This window comes from Bacillus sp. SRB_331, from assembly GCF_003264175.1.
Classification (GTDB): Bacteria; Bacillota; Bacilli; order Bacillales; family Bacillaceae_G; genus Bacillus_A; species Bacillus_A mycoides.
This window is the reverse complement of record NZ_NADV01000018.1, coordinates 35,503-52,305: the sequence shown is the minus strand read 5'-3', so window position 1 is coordinate 52,305 and position 16,803 is coordinate 35,503. Positions and strand designations below refer to the sequence as shown.

Genomic DNA, 16,803 nt, shown 5'->3' with positions numbered 1-16,803 from the left:
ATAAATTACACATTATAACCCGATCTCCCTTTTCTCTTCGCCCGGTAATTTTTCACTTTCGCAATCGTACCGCACGCTCTTCCTCCTGCTTCTCCAGCATACATACCGCACCATCTTTTACTTCCATTTCGCGAATGATCATAAAATACCCAGCGACAATCTGGGCATGCTTTTAACCTTCCCCACAAATTTTCTTGAATTGACATTAACACAATGCTTAATACTTTTGTATATACATTCTCTTCGTGCACAGGCTCGTATGTAATACCTTTCATATCTTCCTTTACATGTACATGAAATGGGTATTTCTCTAACCACTTTTGCAATGATCCTTCGCCTTCAACCGTTAACCGAATATCTTCTCGAAAACTTTTTAATTCCTCTATCGTATGAAATGGAACCTCTTTATGAAAATATTTTTTCATAAAAAGCTTTATATCCTCTTCTGTTTGCAGCATATCAATTGGCTCTCTCGTATCGTTTGGTATTTTCCATGTATTTAAAAATTCCCGAATATATTCTAATTCATTTGGTGCATATTGATTCAATTCCATCCACCTTCTTCTTAAAATTTACTTTTTTCTGACTTTATGTATAATTATAATATAAAATAGTTAACCATTAAATAATTTTACTGGTTACGATATTAGGAGGAGTTCTATGAAAAGTTTCTCAATACCGATACGTTTCATGCTTATTTCTTCATTCTTTATGTCTTTTGGGTATTTTGCAGTATACGCATTTTTAGCTATTTATCTATTAAGCTTTCTTCATTTTTCTGCTGTTCAAGTAGGAACAGTGTTGACGGTTATGACAATCACATCACGAGTTATCCCATTATTCTCAGGATTAATTGCTGACAAAATAGGCTATATCATTATGATGATAGCCGGATTATTTTTAAGAGGAATCGGATTTATCGCTTTAGGAATATGCTCTGATTTCTATACAATTTCTATTTCTTCTGCACTTATTGGCTTCGGAACTGCATTTTACGAACCTGCTGCGCGCGCCATATTTGGCTCACAACCAGCTCATATGAGAAAAAATTTATTTACATATTTAAACCTTAGTTTTAATTGCGGTGCAATAATCGGACCAATTGCAGGAGGGTTCTTACTCTTACTCGATCCAATCTATGCTTTTTCTCTAACAGGATCTCTTATGCTGTTATTCGCTTTTATCTTTTACTTACTTAAAAATCACTTCCAAGTCACTACTGAAAACACGTCTATTACATTAGGGCTACAGGCTATCTTACAAAACAAATCTTTCCTTTTGTTTTCATTTATTATGATTTTCTTCTATATTATGTTTACTCAGCTTACTGTCGCACTTCCACTTCATATGAAAAACATTAGTAATAGCAACCAGCTTGCTACACTAGTTATTACGATAAATGCAATAACAGGCGTCATATTTATGGTGTTATTCCGAAAACTATTTCATAAATACAACACACTTTCGATTATTAAATACGGTGTTTTATTAATGAGTATTTCCTTTTTACTCATTCCTTTATTTCAACACCCATATTGGCTATTTATTTGTGTAATTTTATTTACAATCGGTGAAACACTCGTATTACCTAACGCTGATATCGCTATTGCAAATTACAGTAACGAATCATATACAGCTACTTACTTCGGATTTTATCAACTATCACTCGCATTTGGTTTTATCATCGGTAATTATACCGGTACATCTTTTACATCCAACTTAAACGGAATGTATACACCATGGCTTATTTTCGGCGGAATAGGACTTATTGGTTTTATTTCACTCCATATTTTAAATATTAAAAAAGGGAGCTCTAAAGAGGATATATACCTATGTAATGAGACGAAACATCTTTAACACATTACAATTGAGATGGTACCTTTAGACAAGCAGCCTATAATAAAAAGATTCGACCATCATATTTGACAGTCGAATCTTTTTATTTTTCATATTCAAGATGATTATGTCTTTTACAACCAAATAAATAGCAAGCCCCTATATAATCAGTTTCAAATTCTAATCCTGGAACATATCCAGATTTGATACGTTCTATCATTTTTTTATAACAATTATTCTCTTCTGTATATTCCTCAATTAACTCTTTCTTATCTTTTTCTGTCCAATTTTCTTCTACTTCTTCATTCTGAACATCTTCTATTTCTGCTGTTTTCGCTTCGATAGATTCCCGTATAACTTCATTTATACGGGAGAAATTATTAGCTTTATATAGAGCATAAACAAATCTACCAATCCAATTGGGACTTTTCCAGTATTCTTTGTATCCCTTTTCGAACCATTCAATTGCTTCTTTATAGCAATTCAACTCAACATATAAACCTGCTACATTAATTTCTCCTACAAAATCATCAGATTTCCTGTTAAAAGCATCCAACTTCTCTTTCGCTTCTGTTTTTCGCCCTAAATCAATTAAATACTTTACATAGTTATACATTATAATGTCTGAATCCCCTGCAACTCGCAAGAAAAATTCCGAAGCTTTTTCCAACTCTCCAAGATTATAATGAGCTACAGCTACATTGTGATATGCTTCATCGGATGGTTGAATCGAAATAGATTTTTGTAATGCATCTTTCGCTTCTTCCCACTTTTCTTGTTTCATGTAAATTTCCCCTAAGATGTTATAAGGAAAGTATGAGGAAGGATTCAACTTAACAGCTTCTTTTATTAATTCAAGAGCTTTTCCATCATTCTCTTCCTCATAAAAGTACATCCAAGCAAGATTATTGAGAGATTGTACACCTCTAGATTCATGTACTGCTTGTTGAAACAGTTCCATTGCTTCCACATATTCATATTTCAATTGCCTTCTCGTTAATGTTCAAGTAACTACCTCCGAAGTGAATGAATTCATCTATTCCCTATCATTATTTTAATATGCAAAAATTGTAATTTCCATAATAATAAGTTCGCTTCGTATTAAGTTCTTTCTCCTGTCTACATTTCAGCATATATTTGGATATACAATTCGTAATGATTTTAGCAACACTGCTTTGTAAAGAAAATAAATACCTACTGTAAAAATACTGATTCTCAACAATAAGTAAACTTTTCAATCTCCCTTAAATTGGATATATAACCTATTTAAATTTACATATTATGGTACAATAAAAAAAGTGCTAGCTAAACATTTACGTTCCACACTAGCAGTCTAGCAATACCAAAATCAAAAATCACTTGAAATTGGGGGATGTTATGAAAAAGAAATTAATTGTTCTTCTATTCATCGGAATCATTTTATCCGGATGTTCAACTATAGTAGAAAATTCTTTAGAAACCGGAAGCGGCAGTATTGAATTATTAACACCAACGATTACAACAAAAGATAATGAATTAGAAATTAAGACTGAAGGTATTGATGAAAATAAAGTAACTTTTATTTATGTTGCCAATAAAAAAGTATTGGAACAAAAAATAAATAATGGTGAATCCTACAAACTTAACATTAAAGATATCGAGCACGCTCATAGGACAGACTACAAGCCAAGAGTTCAACTTTTGCAAACGAAAGATGATAACGAAGATGGAGACATGGCAACCTTTAAACAAGTTAGATATACAGTTAAAAAAAAGTAGTTTTATAGTTATTTCATTTAAATATAAAAACCGAAAATATACTTTTAACAGAGGGTAAATATAAGAGGTGCTAATATGAAAAGACGATGGATTTTTTGGTGGATTGGTAACATATTTTGGATTACCATTTTTGGGATATTGGCAGCTATCATTTGGCTAAGAGAGGTTGATGGTGCTGGTGTTACTCAAACACCTGAGCTGAAATTAATAGCATTTATCGTTTTATTAATTGCATTTATATTACCACTAATTATTCAAGTTGTATGGTTAATTGTTAATCTGAGAAAAAGCAGAAAAAAATAACGCAGAAAAAAAGAGAGGAATCCTTTTCAATATAGATTCCTCTCTTTTTTCTATGGGGATTATGCCGTGCTTTTAAAGCTGCACTACTCCCTTTTCTTTACAATGCATGTTCATCTTTCTTCTTCAACAATGCTCTCTTTTTCATCGCCTTCGTTAAATATCCACCTTTAAACGAACGGATTTCATAAGAAGACATAAACGCTTTCGGTGCAATTTCATTAATAATTTCTAACAGTTCTTTTTCTCTAGAACGCTTTGCAACGATATCTAAGCGATAACGTATAGAATTTATTCCTTCACCTTCAAATACTGTAACGCCAAATCCAAAATGGCGTAATTCATTTACTAATTCATTACAACGGTCTAGCAAACTAACTTGATACGTAATATATCCAATTGCTAATTTATTTTCTATATAACCGCCTAATAATAGTCCCGCACTAAAGCCGATGACATAGGCAACAATGTTCATCCAATTTGATAAATCTTGAAACACAATACCTAAACTGACAATATAAATTGCTCCTTCTAACAATCCTACACCTGCAGCGGATCTTGTTTGATTCTTTACAAGCAAAATCGTACGGATTGTTAAAGTTGGAACGTAAATAATTTGAAGCACAAAAATAAGTAAAGCTTGTAACATTGGTATCCACCTCTTTCGCAAATTCTTTTGTCATGATAACATACATAAGCTTTAGAAATCGATGGGTTTTTTAATTTTTTTTAATTTTTTTTCATACTATTGAAATGCCCCAAAAATAAGCGTATTATGTTTGGCGTAAATTCGATAAGTACCAGTAAATCATGCGTATTATATCATTTATTTTTAAACGCAAAAAAGGAACCTGATTAGGTCCCTTTCATCAGAGCTCTATGTTTTTCGAAGCTTGTTCTCTTTGCTTCTCTTCTTCTTTTACTAGCTGCATATTTGCATAGGCTAAATTCGCAATCATTAAAAAGTGTCCACCCAATATTCCAGTGCCAAATGCCCACATTTCCATTTCATGCTCAATTTCAAACATAATGATAGCCCCTAATATTGCAGCTGCAAATCGGTTTAGAACTCCTAATCCAGGAGCCTTTTCTTTCATCACGATACTTCTTCCTAATTTCTCAACTCTGCGAGCTAATAACCAAAGACAGTATGCACTTACAGCTAATCCAATACCGAATCCTGTCACTTGTTTTCCAAACGGAGTAACCGCCCACATTAGTAGTAAACCACTAAAGATCGTATACAATTGTAATCGATATACACGTAAGGCTACTTGAATCAAAATATCCGCTCCTAATTTCACATTTTATTATGTGTCAGAAGAAAAGCAGCAACTTACACAGTTGCTGCTTTCTCTTGTTCTTGTTCATGATCCATTTTTTGAATTTCAACACGTTTAATTTGATAAGCATCTTTTTCTAATACTTTAAATTCATAGCCTTCTGCTTCAACGTATTGTCCTTCTTCGATTTCATGATTTTGCATCATAATCCATCCACCGATTGTATCCACATCGTCTTCTTCAATGTGTAATCCAAACAAATCTTTTACTTCTGAGATAAGCACTTTTCCATCAACAATTTTATGATACTCGTTCACATGTTGAATTGGTGGTGCTTCATCTTCATCATATTCATCACGAATTTCGCCGACGATTTCCTCCAATATATCTTCAAGCGTTACAATTCCAGCTGTTCCTCCGTACTCATCATATAAAACAGCCATTGGAATTCGCTTCTTCTGCATTTGCAGTAATAAATCATGAATTGGAGTCGTTTCCATAACTTCAATAATCGGACGCATATACGTGCGAATCGATGATAAATCTTCTTGATCGTTGTTCATATATCGAATAAAGAAATCTTTTACGTTGACCATACCGATAATATCATCTTTATCTTCTCCAAAAATCGGATAACGTGTGTATCGTTCATTTTGGATTACTTTCATGTGTTCTTCTACTGAATCTTCAAGATAGAAACCAACGATTTCTGTACGCGGTACCATTATCTCTTTCGCGATGCGATTATCAAATTCAAAGATATTATTTACATACTTGTATTCAGCTTGATTAATTTCGCCACTTTCATAGCTATCTGAAAGAATAAGACGTAATTCTTCTTCTGTATGAGCTACTTCATGTTCAGAAGCTGGTTTCAAACCGAATAAACCAGTTATAACACGAGCTGAACCGTTCAATACCCAAATAAATGGATACATGATTTTATAGAACATCATTAACGGAGTTGCCAATAACAACGTTACTTTTTCAGCCTTTTGAATTGCCAGCGTTTTCGGAGCTAATTCCCCTACTACAACGTGTAAATATGTCATTAGCATAAAAGCAAGACCAAAAGTTAATACTGATGAGATAGAAGGATTTACGTTCCATTTCTCAAATAACGGGTGTAATAACTTTTCGATTGTCGGTTCACCTAACCAACCTAATCCCATCGCTGTAACTGTAATACCTAATTGACAAGCAGATAAATATTCATCTAAATTTGTTGTTACCTTTTTCGCTGCTAACGCACCGCGTTTCCCTTCCGCAACAAGCTGATCAATGCGACTTGAACGTATCTTAACAATCGCAAACTCTGCTGCTACGAAAAATCCAGTAAATGCGATTAAAATCGCAACCATGACTAAATTAAATATTTCCAATGAATCCCCTTAGTTAAAAAACTAAGGTGTCCACCTCCTGTATACTATAATGTTTTCTTATTTGTTCGTTAGAAAACATAGCCCGATACAAAAATTAAAGAGGTCGGATTTCACTTATTCTATAATAATAGAGCAAGTGTCTGTATTAAAGCTGTCGTTTGACCTGATAAAGATTTCGATATTTTTTCACGTTGTGAATCAGTCAATTCATCTAAAAGAGGCTTTAACTCCGTTAGCTCTGCTTCTAATCTATGAATATGGTCTGTCACTTCATTCACTTGTTTCGAAACGTGTTCATTGATACCGAGCAGCTTCTTCTCCTCGATCTTCTCTTTAATCTCACAAAGCGGCATATGCATTTCTTTGCACTTCTCAATAAATTGTAATGTCTCAAATGCTGTTTCGTCGTAATAGCGATAATTAGATTGAGATCGCTCCGCTTTTAAGATTCCTAGATTCGTATAATAATCAATCGTTCGTTTCGACACGTGAGCCATGAGAGCCAACTGTCCGATTCGATACACCTTCCCAACGATCTTCCCCCCTTGTTTATATTACTATTATCATACAATACATAAACTGTACAGTCAAACGTGACGGTTTGTTATTCACAATTTATATAAAATTTCTCGTCTCATCTTATACTATCCATAAACATATAATCTATTAATTTAATTATATATAAAAATCAATATTTTTATTAAACCACCACTACCGAAATGTAGCCATTGAATAGCCCGTTCCTTCAACCTTTCTTATTTACGAACATATCATAATAATATCGATATAAATTATTTATTCTATAGGAGGAGATTGAAATTACCACAACTATTATTTCTCATTTTTATAACGAAGAATATTTGCTTCCTTGGTGGCTTATGCACCATACAAAAATATTCGATCACGGTATATTAATTAATAGAGGTTCCACTGATCGTTCCGTTGAGATTTGTAAATTATTCGCCCCCCACTGGGAAGTGCGAGATTCAAGATTTATTGAGTTTGACCCAACAAATACTGACATTGAAGTTATGGGAATTGAAAGAGAAGTTTCAGGTTGGAAAATCGTTTTAAATACTACGGAATTCTTTTGTTGTAATAATAAAGAAGAGTTTTTCTCATCTCTTCATACACTAGGACAAAATATGTATGCAATTAGAATGATTTTAATGATTGATAACCATAATTATTCGAAGCCAAGATATTCTATCCCATTAGTAGAGCAACGATACCACGGCGTCTTCCCTTATAACCCAAAACTCGGATGTGCCTGGAGATTTATTCACAACCACCTAGATGGAGCATATTTACCTGGTAGACATTATTCGCGGCACGGGAACATAGTTTATGACTATCCTTCATTTATTTTAAAATTTTATTTTAGCCCTTGGAATGAACATACAAAGGCTAGAAAATTACAAATTACACCCACCCTTTCAAAAATGGGTGTTCAAATGGGACTCCAAACTCATTATGGACAATCTCCTGAGGAACTCGAAACCCGTTTTTTAGAGCTTAGTAACGTAACACAAGACCTTCGTAATCATCCTGAATATCAAGAATTATTCCCAAAATTCAAACCGTAATGTTGTACGCACTGGCATATTTTCACACAATTCCTCCTACTTAGCAAAAAATATAAAACCATTCGCATAAAATATGAATACTGTAATTACTATAACTTTTTATTTTAGGAGGACAAAATGAAAGCTGTTATTCTTGCTGGTGGATACGGTACAAGGATTGGGGAAGAAACACACTTAAAACCAAAACCTATGATTGAAATTGGGACAAAGCCTATTCTATGGCACATTATGAGTCTGTTCAGTCATTACGGTATTACTGAATTTATTATTTGCTTAGGTTATAAAGGCTATGCAATTAAAGAGTTCTTTCTAAATTACAACTTACACATGTCAGATTTCACAATACAATTAAGCGACAACACAATCACTAGCCATTCACATCGTATAGAACCATGGAAAGTTACTCTTATCGATACTGGTCTAAATACAGAAACAGGTGGCCGAGTGAAAAGGATACAAAATTACGTCGGGAACGAACCTTTCTTTTTAACTTACGGCGATGGATTAAGTAATGTAAATATAAAAGAACTCCTTACGTTTCATAAAAAACATGGGAAAATGGCTACTGTAACTGCCGTACAACCCCCTGGTAGATTCGGTTCCCTTGTTATAGATAAGCAATCAGTTACCTCATTTCAAGAAAAACCTTTAGGTGATGGTGGATGGGTTAACGGTGGATTCTTTGTTTTAAACCATGACATTTTCAATTATATTAGCGGAGATAAGTCCATTTTTGAAACAGACACTTTAGTTCAGTTAGTAAATAAAAACGAATTGGCAGCATATCAACATACTGGTTTTTGGCATCCAATGGATACATTGCGCGATAAAAATAAATTAGTCGAGCTATGGGAAAGTAATAACGCTCCGTGGAAGGTTTGGTAATATGGCTTCATCATCTTTTTGGAATAAGAAAAAAGTATTTATTACAGGACATACTGGCTTTAAAGGCTCATGGCTCACCCTTTTTTTAACTTCATTAGGTGCAGAAGTAGTTGGCTATTCTTCTCACCTCCCATCCATCCCTAACCTTTTTGAACAATGTAACGTATCAAAAGAGTGCATAACAATTAAAGGCGATATTACAGATTACGATTCTTTATTCCATGCCCTGAGACAACATAACCCTGACATACTATTTCATTTAGCAGCTCAGCCAATCGTCACCACTTCATACAAAAATCCTATCGAAACATTTAAAACGAATGTTTTAGGTACTGTTCACGTATTAGAAGCGGCAAAGCATATAGAAAGTATACGTGGCATCATTAATGTTACAAGTGATAAATGCTATGAAAATGACGGGAGCGGTAACCGGGCATTCGTGGAAACTGACCGACTAGGAGGTTTCGACCCTTATAGTGCTAGTAAAGCTTGTGCTGAACTAGTTGCAACATCATATCAAAAATCATTCTTCCACACTAACACTCCTAAACTTGCCTCAGTAAGAGCAGGTAATGTCATCGGCGGCGGTGATTGGGCAGAAGACCGATTATTCCCAGATATCATTCGTGCATATTTACAAGATAATACATTAAATATTAGAAACAAAAACGCTATTCGCCCATGGCAACACGTATTAGATCCTTTACATGGCTATATTCTTTTAGCTGAAAACCTTTCGAAAGACGCCGAATATGCAGCAGCTTGGAATTTCGGCCCGATGAATGAACTTAACAGAACCGTTCATGATGTCATTCAATCTATAATAAAATTATGGAATCAACCACTAACAATCCTTTCCCCTCATACAAATACTCTTTATGAATCACCTATTTTAACACTTGATAGTACAAAAGCAGTAAATAAACTCGGTTGGACTCCTAAATTATCAACAGATCATTCTATCGCTTGGACTGTTGATTGGTACAAAAAATATGCATCTGGTCAAAATATGGAATCTTTCACGCGACAACAAATCGATGCATTCAAAAATTTATAAGGGGGCTATAAAATGGAACAGAAAAAATGCCGTTTTTGCCACTCATTACTCACAAATACTTTTTTAGATTTAGGCGTTTCTCCTCTCGCTAACTCATTTGTAGCTCCAGAACACTCATATAAAATGGAGCCATTTTATCCGCTGCACACGTTTGTTTGTAACTCTTGTTTACTTGTACAATTAGATGAATTTGAATCTCCGCACAATATTTTTCATGACTATTTATACTTTAGCTCTTACTCCTCCAGTTGGCTACTACACGCTAAGCAATATGTAGAAATGGCGATTACGCGTTTCAACTTAACAAACCATTCGAAAGTGATTGAAATCGCAAGTAACGACGGGTACTTATTACAATACTTTCAAAAAGAAAATATCAAAACGTTAGGAATTGAACCAGCAAAAAATGTAGCAGAAATCGCTATCCAAAAAGGAATTCCTACTGAAGTGAATTTTTTCAGCAATGACTTAGCAAAAAAATTACCGCAAGCAGATTTAATCGTCGCAAATAACGTATTAGCACACGTTCCGAACTTGCATGATTTTGTTGCCGGTTTAAAAACATTATTAAAACAAGATGGCACGATAACAATTGAATTCCCGCACTTATTAAACCTCATATCCTTTAAACAGTTTGACACAATCTATCATGAGCATTTCTCCTATTTCTCACTTATAAGTCTTCAAAAAGTTTTAGCTCATCATCATTTACAAATTGTCGATGTAGAAGAACTTGCAACGCACGGTGGTTCATTGCGTATTTTTGTAAACCATCACAGTGACTCATCCACTATCCATTCCAGTGTTACAAATATAATCCAAAAAGAAGTAGATCACGGGCTAGATACATTAGATTGCTATCTCCTTTTTTCTGAACGCATAGAACAATTGAAAATAAGTATTTTAAAGTTTTTTATCGAAGCAAAAGCTTTAAACAAACAAATTATCGGTTACGGCGCTCCAGCTAAAGGAAACACCCTTTTAAATTATTGCGGGATAGGAAAAGAATTTTTAAATTATACTGTAGATAAAAACCCTCACAAACAAAATCTCCTTCTACCAGGAACCCGCATTCCAATACAATCTCCGGAAGAAATAAAATGTACAAAACCTGATTACATTCTCATACTTCCTTGGAACTTGAAAGACGAAATTATGAAAGAATGCTCTTTCATTCGTGAATGGGGCGGCAAATTTTTAGTAACGATTCCAGAAGTTGAGGTAATTGAGCCATGAAAAAAATCCTTGTAACAGGCGGTAGTGGATGGATTGGTAAATATGTTGTAAATTCTCTTATACAAAAGGGCTATGAAGTGCACGCCACTTTCCATACAAATAAGCCTTCTCACCTTTCTTGCGATTGGCATAAAGTAAACTTACTTTGCGATGAAGAAGTAAAAAAACTCATTTACGACATTAAGCCTAGTCATCTCATTCATTTAGCTTGGGAAGCAGTGCCGCCAGCGTGTTATGTATCTATTAATAATTACTATTGGCTTATATCCAGTATCTCATTAATTCAACACTTCACAACGTGCGGCGGAAAGCGAGTCATCGTTGCCGGTACTGGCGCAGAGTATGAATGGTTTAACGGCGTATTATTTGAAGATTCACCGCTTCTTTCCTATAAAACCCCGTATTCATTATGTAAAAACGCACTACATTCCTGGCTACAATCATACGCACAACAAACCTGCCTCAGCATGTGTTGGGGCCGCATTTTTCATATGTATGGCCCTCACGAACAAGGGAATCGACTCTTTTCTAACATTATCACGTCCTTATTAAAAAATGAGGACGCACTATGTACACATGGAAAACAATCAAGAGATTTCCTCCATGTGAGTGACGTCGCTGATGCTCTCGTAACAGTATTAGAACACAACGTTACAGGCACAATCAATATCGCTTCTGGTCAATCTGTACAAATTAAAGAATTAGCTTCTATCATTGCTAAAAAGATCGGAAAAGAAAATTTAATTAAACTAGGTGCGATTCCTTTCTCTAAAGATGAACCTTTATTCGTCGGCGTTAATGTAGAACGTTTAAAAACTGAAGTAAACTGGAAACCGACATACGATCTAAATATTGGAATCGAAGAAACAATTTCATGGTGGGAATCATTTATAAAAAAGCATAACGATACGCATCACTAAAACGTAAATCCTTCGTCCCTCTTGCTAAATCCTTATACCATTCTTCTAATCTTTCAGGTGTAATAATATGATGTGTTCCCATTCCCCCATGCTTACTAGCTTCAGAAAGAGTCGGACCAATTTGTAATTTCCTCTTTCTCATCGCATCGTTCCAAGGGCTGAAACCAAACCATGCAATACACGCAAGTGGCGGGTAAGTCATAGATTCATGCGCAGATAAATGTCTTCCAACCGTATAACTTCCGTGTTCATGATTATGAATAAATCTACCTCTTCTCCATAACGCCCATTCTTCTGGTAAATAACCGTGAAATCGCTGTTTCATTAAAGGTATTCCAAAGTTAAGGTCCGGATAATTATAGTTAAGATCATCGACCATAATAAGCCCTTCCAGCCAATACATCCTCCCTCCCAATTCATTTAGTGATTTCCAAAACTGATTTTTATCTTGCACACAAAGAAACTCAGTCGTATTTAAAATCATTTTCCATCCTTCTACTTCTTGTTCTATCCTCATCACTTCATGATCTGTCGCTAGTGCATCAAATTCTGGATTTGCAGAATCTCGTACTTCCCAGTGTGGTGCGAATTTTTTACAAATTTCAACCGAACGATCTGTTGAACCTTTATTAATTAAAATGCCATAATCAAACAGTTTCGTATGATGAGAAAGCCACCACGGTAATAAATACTCTTCATTGTAAAAATGAGAAATAACGGTCGTAGTTATAACAATCTCCTCCTCTTTTTCTATTAATCTACTTTTTTATCCTACTCTTAATATACTTATCAGTTATGTAATTGGTTTCTTTTATTTTAAAAATATGTTTTTCTACCATATACTATGCTTTCTTAGACAACCATCATTTCCATTTTCTAAAGAAACATCCCAATAAACTGAAAATTAAGTTATAATATCATTATAAAATTATGAAGGAGGAATACGCTCATGTACTACAACACTTCATTCGAAAACGATCAACCTGTAGTCCGTCTATAATCTAAGACGGGCATTCATATAACAAGTGCACCATGCCTCGTCTTAGGGAATAAATCATAACCCTAAAAATAGACGGAGGTTATTCAAATGAAACAAACCATTTTAGGAGCTATATGTTTATCACTAGCAGCAAGTATTTGGGGCGGTATGTACGTCGTTAGTAAATACGTACTCGACTTTATTCCGCCACTTACACTCGTTTGGCTACGCTTTATTATCGCTTTTGTTGTTTTATATGCGATTTTGAAAACAACTGAAAAAAAGCAAAAGAAAAAAGTAACCATACACAAAAAAGATTGGCTATTATTCGCTTGGATTGGATTCATCGGGTATTTCATTTCGATCACATGTCAATTTATCGGAACGAAATTATCCGATGCTCATACAGGCTCCTTAGTAACATCAGCTACACCTGCATTTATGGTTATATTTGCAGCGCTCCTTTTAAAAGAGAAACTAACTGCTCGTAGACTTTTATCAACTATAATAGCGACAATCGGTGTCATTATCGTTATCGGATGGGATATTGAAATCGGCTCCTATTTTATCGGTACAATCATTTTAGTTGGAGCCGCTATTACGTGGGCTTTACTATCCATTTATGTAAAAATCGCTTCCGCTCGATTTTCATCTTTAATTATTACAACGCACGCAATATTCTTTTCACTCTTTTTCATTACACCGTGCATGGTATGGGAACTCCAATCAAGTCCTATTGAACATATAAACATGTACGTATTATTAGGCGTACTCTATTTAGGAATCGTCTCAACCGCAGGTGCATTTTTTCTTTGGAATAAAGGATTAGAATTAATGGATGCTAGCATCAGTTCATTATTTTTCTTCTTCCAACCGATCGTAGGATCATTACTTGGCTGGCTCCTGTTAAATGAGACGTTAAACAGTAACTTTTTCATTGGTGGTATCCTTATTATATGCAGTGTTATAATTACTACTTTTGAAAAGCAAAAATAGTATAAAAAAAAACAGGCAGAGACTTAGTCTCTGCCTGTTCGCATAATTGGGTCTTGATCATGGAATCCTATACAAATCGGTATATTACTTTGCAAACCACTACATGCAATTTACGCAGTCCAATGCGCAGGGCGGGATAACAATTCCGGCAATTTCGTATGTTTATCCCCTTTCGCCGCATTAATTTGAACTTGCGTAAGAAAAATACTATTTGTAAAGTCTGCTCCGCGAATATCTGCATCTCGCAAATCTGCCCCGATAAGATCTGCTCCTCGTAAGTCTGCACCATTTAAGTTAGCCGCAATTAAATATGCTCCTCTGAAATTCGCTCCCTGTAAATTTTTCTTTTTAAGATTCGCTCCCATAAGGTCTGCTCCGCGGTGAATGATTCGTTTCTTACGCGCAGCATTCATTTCCTTCCATACTAATTCGCTCGTTTCTAAAAGGAGAATGTTCACTTCTGCTCTGTGCACCGGGACATATATTTCCATTAACTCATCTGGACTTAAATTCGAAAGTCGCTCTGTCTCTTCAATTGCTTCCTTTAATTCTTTATGAATTGACTGCGTCGCCTTTAAAAGAATAGCCTCATTCAAATACCAAAGCATTTCATGAAGCTGATGCATAACTGGAAAAGCATCATACATTTTCCTTGCATGCCCGGCATCTTTCCGCCAATCAATCCCTTTAAACGTAACTTGAGAAATCTTTTGCCCAGCACCGAAACATTCAAATACTGTACAACCTTTATAGCCATTTCCTCTAAGATTTTTATGTATACTACATTTAAAATCTGATTGTAAATTGGAACATGGTTTACCACCATCTTTATTTACCGCAAAATCTACCGATGTTGCGAACGGTAACGCTACACAACATAAACCAAAGCATTTTTCGCAGTTTGCTTTTAAATGATCGTTATGATTAGTCAAAATCTATACCCCCTGTTGTCCTTTGACTATTTCATAATATTCCAACTGCACTAAATAATCAATTATAAAACAAACTGGCATTTTTCATTTCAATTCATAACTTTATCATTCAATTTCCTTTCAATTGAAAAAGACAGTTTCTACCTAATGAATTATAATTAAATTATAAATTTTCAAACTAAAAGGAGAATTACTATGGCACTAGAAATGAAAACAAACTGTCAAATTTGCGATCAATCTCTCGAGCAAGATTCTGAAGCATACATTTGCGTGTATGAATGTACATTTTGTGCACCATGTACAGAAGAAAGACACAACGTTTGTCCAAACTGCGGTGGTGAGTTAGTACGTAGACCGAAAAAGAAACAGTAAAAAAGCAAGGCGATATCGCTTTTCTTTTTTCTCTCCCCTATTTTGGGGTTATATGAAATTATATCGACTTACCTATAAATAAAGACATTTCTACATGAACTGAGTTTCAATCTCTCTCACAAATTAAACATTTAAAAATTTAACACAAACAGGCTCTGGTACAACAACATCAGATTGTAAAAGTGTTAACTTACCAGTAGATTCATTTCTTGAAAATAGCACAAGGTTATGTGACTTTTCATTTGTAGCAACAAGAAATTTTTCAGTCGGATCTAATACAAAGTCCCTCGGCCAATTTCCTTCTGTAGATGTATGTTCAATAAATGTAAGCTGACCTGAGTTTTGATCCACACTGAAAACAGCGATACTATTATGACCACGATTAGCTGCATACACAAAACGGCCGTCAGAAGAAATATGAATAGCACTCCCTTGACTGTTTCCATCAAATTCTTCTGGAACAGTAGAAATATACTGTAATTCTGTAAAAGCCCCTTCTTCTGAATTATATGTTAACACAATAACCTCTGAACTCAGCTCAGTCATCACATAGGCGTACTTTCCATTTGGATGAAAAGTAATATGTCTCGGACCACTTCCTGGATTTACAGATAAGCTATTCACTTCTGTTAATGCACTATCTTTTATTTCATATGTAATTAATTTATCAATTCCTAAATCAACACCCACCACATATTTTTCATCAGGAGTATATCCCGCGTAATGTGCATGTGGTTTTTCTTGTCTTTCTTTATTTGGACCTGAACCTTCATGTGCCATAATAGATGCTGCAGGATTTACAGTTCCATTTTTTTCATTTACTCCGAAAGACTCAATCGTTCCTTTATGGTAATTCGCTGTAACTACCGTATGATTTCCACTATCAACACTAAGATGACAAGGAGAAGCCCCTTCTACTACTTGTCTGTTTTTTGCCTGAAGTTCTCCAGTATGACTATCAATTGAATAAGCAGCTACACCACCAGTTTCGCCTTCTTTAACAACAGAATAGAGATATTCATTATTTCGGTTAATAGTTACATATGTAGGGTTATCCAGTTTGGCCGCAAGTGTTACATTACTAATTTTTTTTGCTTCCGTGTCTAAAGTAAACGTATATATTCCTTCGCTATTTTCTTTCGTGTAAGTTCCAACATATCCAATAAACTTTTTGTTATCCTTCATTTTCATAACCCTCTCCCTATAGTTTTTGTTCATCATACTTTTTACTAAGTAGCCTTAAACTATTTATATTGAAAGAATATCCTAAAAAATCGGAGT

The 16,803-nt window shown here is 34.7% G+C and carries 18 protein-coding genes and 1 pseudogene; 10 read left to right on the top strand and 9 right to left on the bottom strand.

Features of this window, described 5'->3' with window-relative positions:
• Positions 1-5: 5 nt before the first annotated feature.
• Positions 6-548, bottom strand: a complete 543-nt coding sequence (locus B5P42_RS13105; RefSeq protein ID WP_060750708.1) for a CGNR zinc finger domain-containing protein — start codon at positions 546-548, stop codon at positions 6-8.
• A 112-nt stretch (positions 549-660) separates the two neighbouring features.
• On the opposite strand from B5P42_RS13105, the gene B5P42_RS13100 reads away from it, so the two are divergent.
• Positions 661-1,857 carry an MDR family MFS transporter gene (locus tag B5P42_RS13100; RefSeq protein ID WP_088293866.1) on the top strand — a complete coding sequence of 399 codons (1,197 nt, stop codon included), beginning with the start codon at positions 661-663 and terminating at the stop codon, positions 1,855-1,857.
• An 82-nt stretch (positions 1,858-1,939) separates the two neighbouring features.
• On the opposite strand, the pseudogene B5P42_RS13095 reads toward B5P42_RS13100, so the two are convergent.
• Positions 1,940-2,843: pseudogene (locus B5P42_RS13095) on the bottom strand (tetratricopeptide repeat protein).
• A 370-nt stretch (positions 2,844-3,213) separates the two neighbouring features.
• Between B5P42_RS13095 and B5P42_RS13090 the strand changes: the two are divergent.
• The gene (locus B5P42_RS13090) at positions 3,214-3,594 is read left to right on the top strand and encodes a hypothetical protein (RefSeq protein ID WP_044443295.1); all 381 of its coding nucleotides are present in this window, start codon (positions 3,214-3,216) and stop codon (positions 3,592-3,594) included.
• A 75-nt stretch (positions 3,595-3,669) separates the two neighbouring features.
• Positions 3,670-3,897: a DUF3923 family protein gene (locus B5P42_RS13085; RefSeq protein ID WP_002084381.1), complete on the top strand. Its 228-nt coding sequence runs from the start codon at positions 3,670-3,672 to the stop codon at positions 3,895-3,897.
• 97 nt (positions 3,898-3,994) lie between these two features.
• Here B5P42_RS13085 and B5P42_RS13080 read toward each other — a convergent pair whose 3' ends face one another.
• The 4 genes from B5P42_RS13080 to B5P42_RS13065 all read right to left on the bottom strand — a co-directional run bounded on the left by B5P42_RS13080 (position 3,995) and on the right by B5P42_RS13065 (position 7,083).
• Positions 3,995-4,543 (bottom strand): DUF2179 domain-containing protein, encoded by a 549-nt coding sequence (locus tag B5P42_RS13080; RefSeq protein WP_060750669.1) that lies wholly within the window; start codon positions 4,541-4,543, stop codon positions 3,995-3,997.
• Between the two features lie 220 nt (positions 4,544-4,763).
• On the bottom strand, positions 4,764-5,177 hold the full coding sequence (locus B5P42_RS13075) for an ATP synthase subunit I (RefSeq protein ID WP_113734360.1): 414 nt from the start codon (positions 5,175-5,177) through the stop codon (positions 4,764-4,766).
• Positions 5,178-5,230: 53 nt separating this feature from the next.
• Positions 5,231-6,559 carry a hemolysin family protein gene (locus tag B5P42_RS13070; protein WP_044443291.1) on the bottom strand — a complete coding sequence of 443 codons (1,329 nt, stop codon included), beginning with the start codon at positions 6,557-6,559 and terminating at the stop codon, positions 5,231-5,233.
• Between the two features lie 119 nt (positions 6,560-6,678).
• On the bottom strand, positions 6,679-7,083 hold the full coding sequence (locus B5P42_RS13065; protein ID WP_012261301.1) for a MerR family transcriptional regulator: 405 nt from the start codon (positions 7,081-7,083) through the stop codon (positions 6,679-6,681).
• 294 nt (positions 7,084-7,377) lie between these two features.
• Here B5P42_RS13065 and B5P42_RS13060 point away from each other — a divergent pair, with 294 nt between their 5' ends.
• The 5 genes from B5P42_RS13060 (at position 7,378) to B5P42_RS13040 (ending at position 12,243) form a co-directional block, all read left to right on the top strand.
• Positions 7,378-8,145, top strand: a complete 768-nt coding sequence (locus tag B5P42_RS13060; protein ID WP_107887990.1) for a glycosyltransferase family 2 protein — start codon at positions 7,378-7,380, stop codon at positions 8,143-8,145.
• 117 nt (positions 8,146-8,262) lie between these two features.
• The gene (gene rfbF / locus B5P42_RS13055; RefSeq protein ID WP_044443287.1) at positions 8,263-9,030 is read left to right on the top strand and encodes a glucose-1-phosphate cytidylyltransferase; all 768 of its coding nucleotides are present in this window, start codon (positions 8,263-8,265) and stop codon (positions 9,028-9,030) included.
• A 1-nt stretch (position 9,031) separates the two neighbouring features.
• Positions 9,032-10,087: a CDP-glucose 4,6-dehydratase gene (rfbG, locus tag B5P42_RS13050; protein WP_044443284.1), complete on the top strand. Its 1,056-nt coding sequence runs from the start codon at positions 9,032-9,034 to the stop codon at positions 10,085-10,087.
• 12 nt (positions 10,088-10,099) lie between these two features.
• A complete protein-coding gene (locus tag B5P42_RS13045; protein ID WP_113734359.1) occupies positions 10,100-11,323 on the top strand; it encodes a class I SAM-dependent methyltransferase in 1,224 nt (407 codons plus the stop codon).
• Complete coding sequence (locus B5P42_RS13040; protein WP_113734358.1) at positions 11,320-12,243, top strand: NAD-dependent epimerase/dehydratase family protein; 924 nt, start codon at positions 11,320-11,322, stop codon at positions 12,241-12,243. Before B5P42_RS13045 ends, B5P42_RS13040 begins: the two co-directional genes overlap by 4 nt.
• Here the strand turns inward: B5P42_RS13040 and B5P42_RS13035 are convergent.
• Positions 12,212-12,997 (bottom strand): glycosyltransferase family 2 protein, encoded by a 786-nt coding sequence (locus tag B5P42_RS13035; protein ID WP_113734357.1) that lies wholly within the window; start codon positions 12,995-12,997, stop codon positions 12,212-12,214. The genes B5P42_RS13040 and B5P42_RS13035 overlap by 32 nt on opposite strands.
• A gap of 333 nt (positions 12,998-13,330) precedes the next feature.
• Here B5P42_RS13035 and B5P42_RS13030 point away from each other — a divergent pair, with 333 nt between their 5' ends.
• Positions 13,331-14,218 (top strand): DMT family transporter, encoded by an 888-nt coding sequence (locus B5P42_RS13030; RefSeq protein WP_113734356.1) that lies wholly within the window; start codon positions 13,331-13,333, stop codon positions 14,216-14,218.
• Between the two features lie 110 nt (positions 14,219-14,328).
• Here B5P42_RS13030 and B5P42_RS13025 read toward each other — a convergent pair whose 3' ends face one another.
• Positions 14,329-15,150: a pentapeptide repeat-containing protein gene (locus B5P42_RS13025; RefSeq protein WP_113734355.1), complete on the bottom strand. Its 822-nt coding sequence runs from the start codon at positions 15,148-15,150 to the stop codon at positions 14,329-14,331.
• A gap of 195 nt (positions 15,151-15,345) precedes the next feature.
• On the opposite strand from B5P42_RS13025, the gene B5P42_RS13020 reads away from it, so the two are divergent.
• Positions 15,346-15,522 (top strand): DUF1272 domain-containing protein, encoded by a 177-nt coding sequence (locus B5P42_RS13020; protein WP_001162789.1) that lies wholly within the window; start codon positions 15,346-15,348, stop codon positions 15,520-15,522.
• A 123-nt stretch (positions 15,523-15,645) separates the two neighbouring features.
• Here B5P42_RS13020 and B5P42_RS13015 read toward each other — a convergent pair whose 3' ends face one another.
• The gene (locus tag B5P42_RS13015; protein ID WP_483295819.1) at positions 15,646-16,713 is read right to left on the bottom strand and encodes a lactonase family protein; all 1,068 of its coding nucleotides are present in this window, start codon (positions 16,711-16,713) and stop codon (positions 15,646-15,648) included.
• Between the last annotated feature and the right edge of the window lie 90 nt (positions 16,714-16,803).

Bases quoted from the DNA above. Each gene is read 5' to 3' on its own strand.
- B5P42_RS13100 (WP_088293866.1), top strand. From the start codon at position 661: ATGAAAAGTTTCTCAATACCGATACGTTTCATGCTTATTTCTTCATTC.
- B5P42_RS13090 (WP_044443295.1), top strand. From the start codon at position 3,214: ATGAAAAAGAAATTAATTGTTCTTCTATTCATCGGAATCATTTTATCC.
- B5P42_RS13085 (WP_002084381.1), top strand. From the start codon at position 3,670: ATGAAAAGACGATGGATTTTTTGGTGGATTGGTAACATATTTTGGATT.
- B5P42_RS13080 (WP_060750669.1), bottom strand. From the start codon at position 4,543: ATGTTACAAGCTTTACTTATTTTTGTGCTTCAAATTATTTACGTTCCA.
- rfbF (WP_044443287.1), top strand. From the start codon at position 8,263: ATGAAAGCTGTTATTCTTGCTGGTGGATACGGTACAAGGATTGGGGAA.
- rfbG (WP_044443284.1), top strand. From the start codon at position 9,032: ATGGCTTCATCATCTTTTTGGAATAAGAAAAAAGTATTTATTACAGGA.
- B5P42_RS13045 (WP_113734359.1), top strand. From the start codon at position 10,100: ATGGAACAGAAAAAATGCCGTTTTTGCCACTCATTACTCACAAATACT.
- B5P42_RS13040 (WP_113734358.1), top strand. From the start codon at position 11,320: ATGAAAAAAATCCTTGTAACAGGCGGTAGTGGATGGATTGGTAAATAT.
- B5P42_RS13030 (WP_113734356.1), top strand. From the start codon at position 13,331: ATGAAACAAACCATTTTAGGAGCTATATGTTTATCACTAGCAGCAAGT.
- B5P42_RS13020 (WP_001162789.1), top strand. From the start codon at position 15,346: ATGGCACTAGAAATGAAAACAAACTGTCAAATTTGCGATCAATCTCTC.
- B5P42_RS13015 (WP_483295819.1), bottom strand. From the start codon at position 16,713: ATGAAAATGAAGGATAACAAAAAGTTTATTGGATATGTTGGAACTTAC.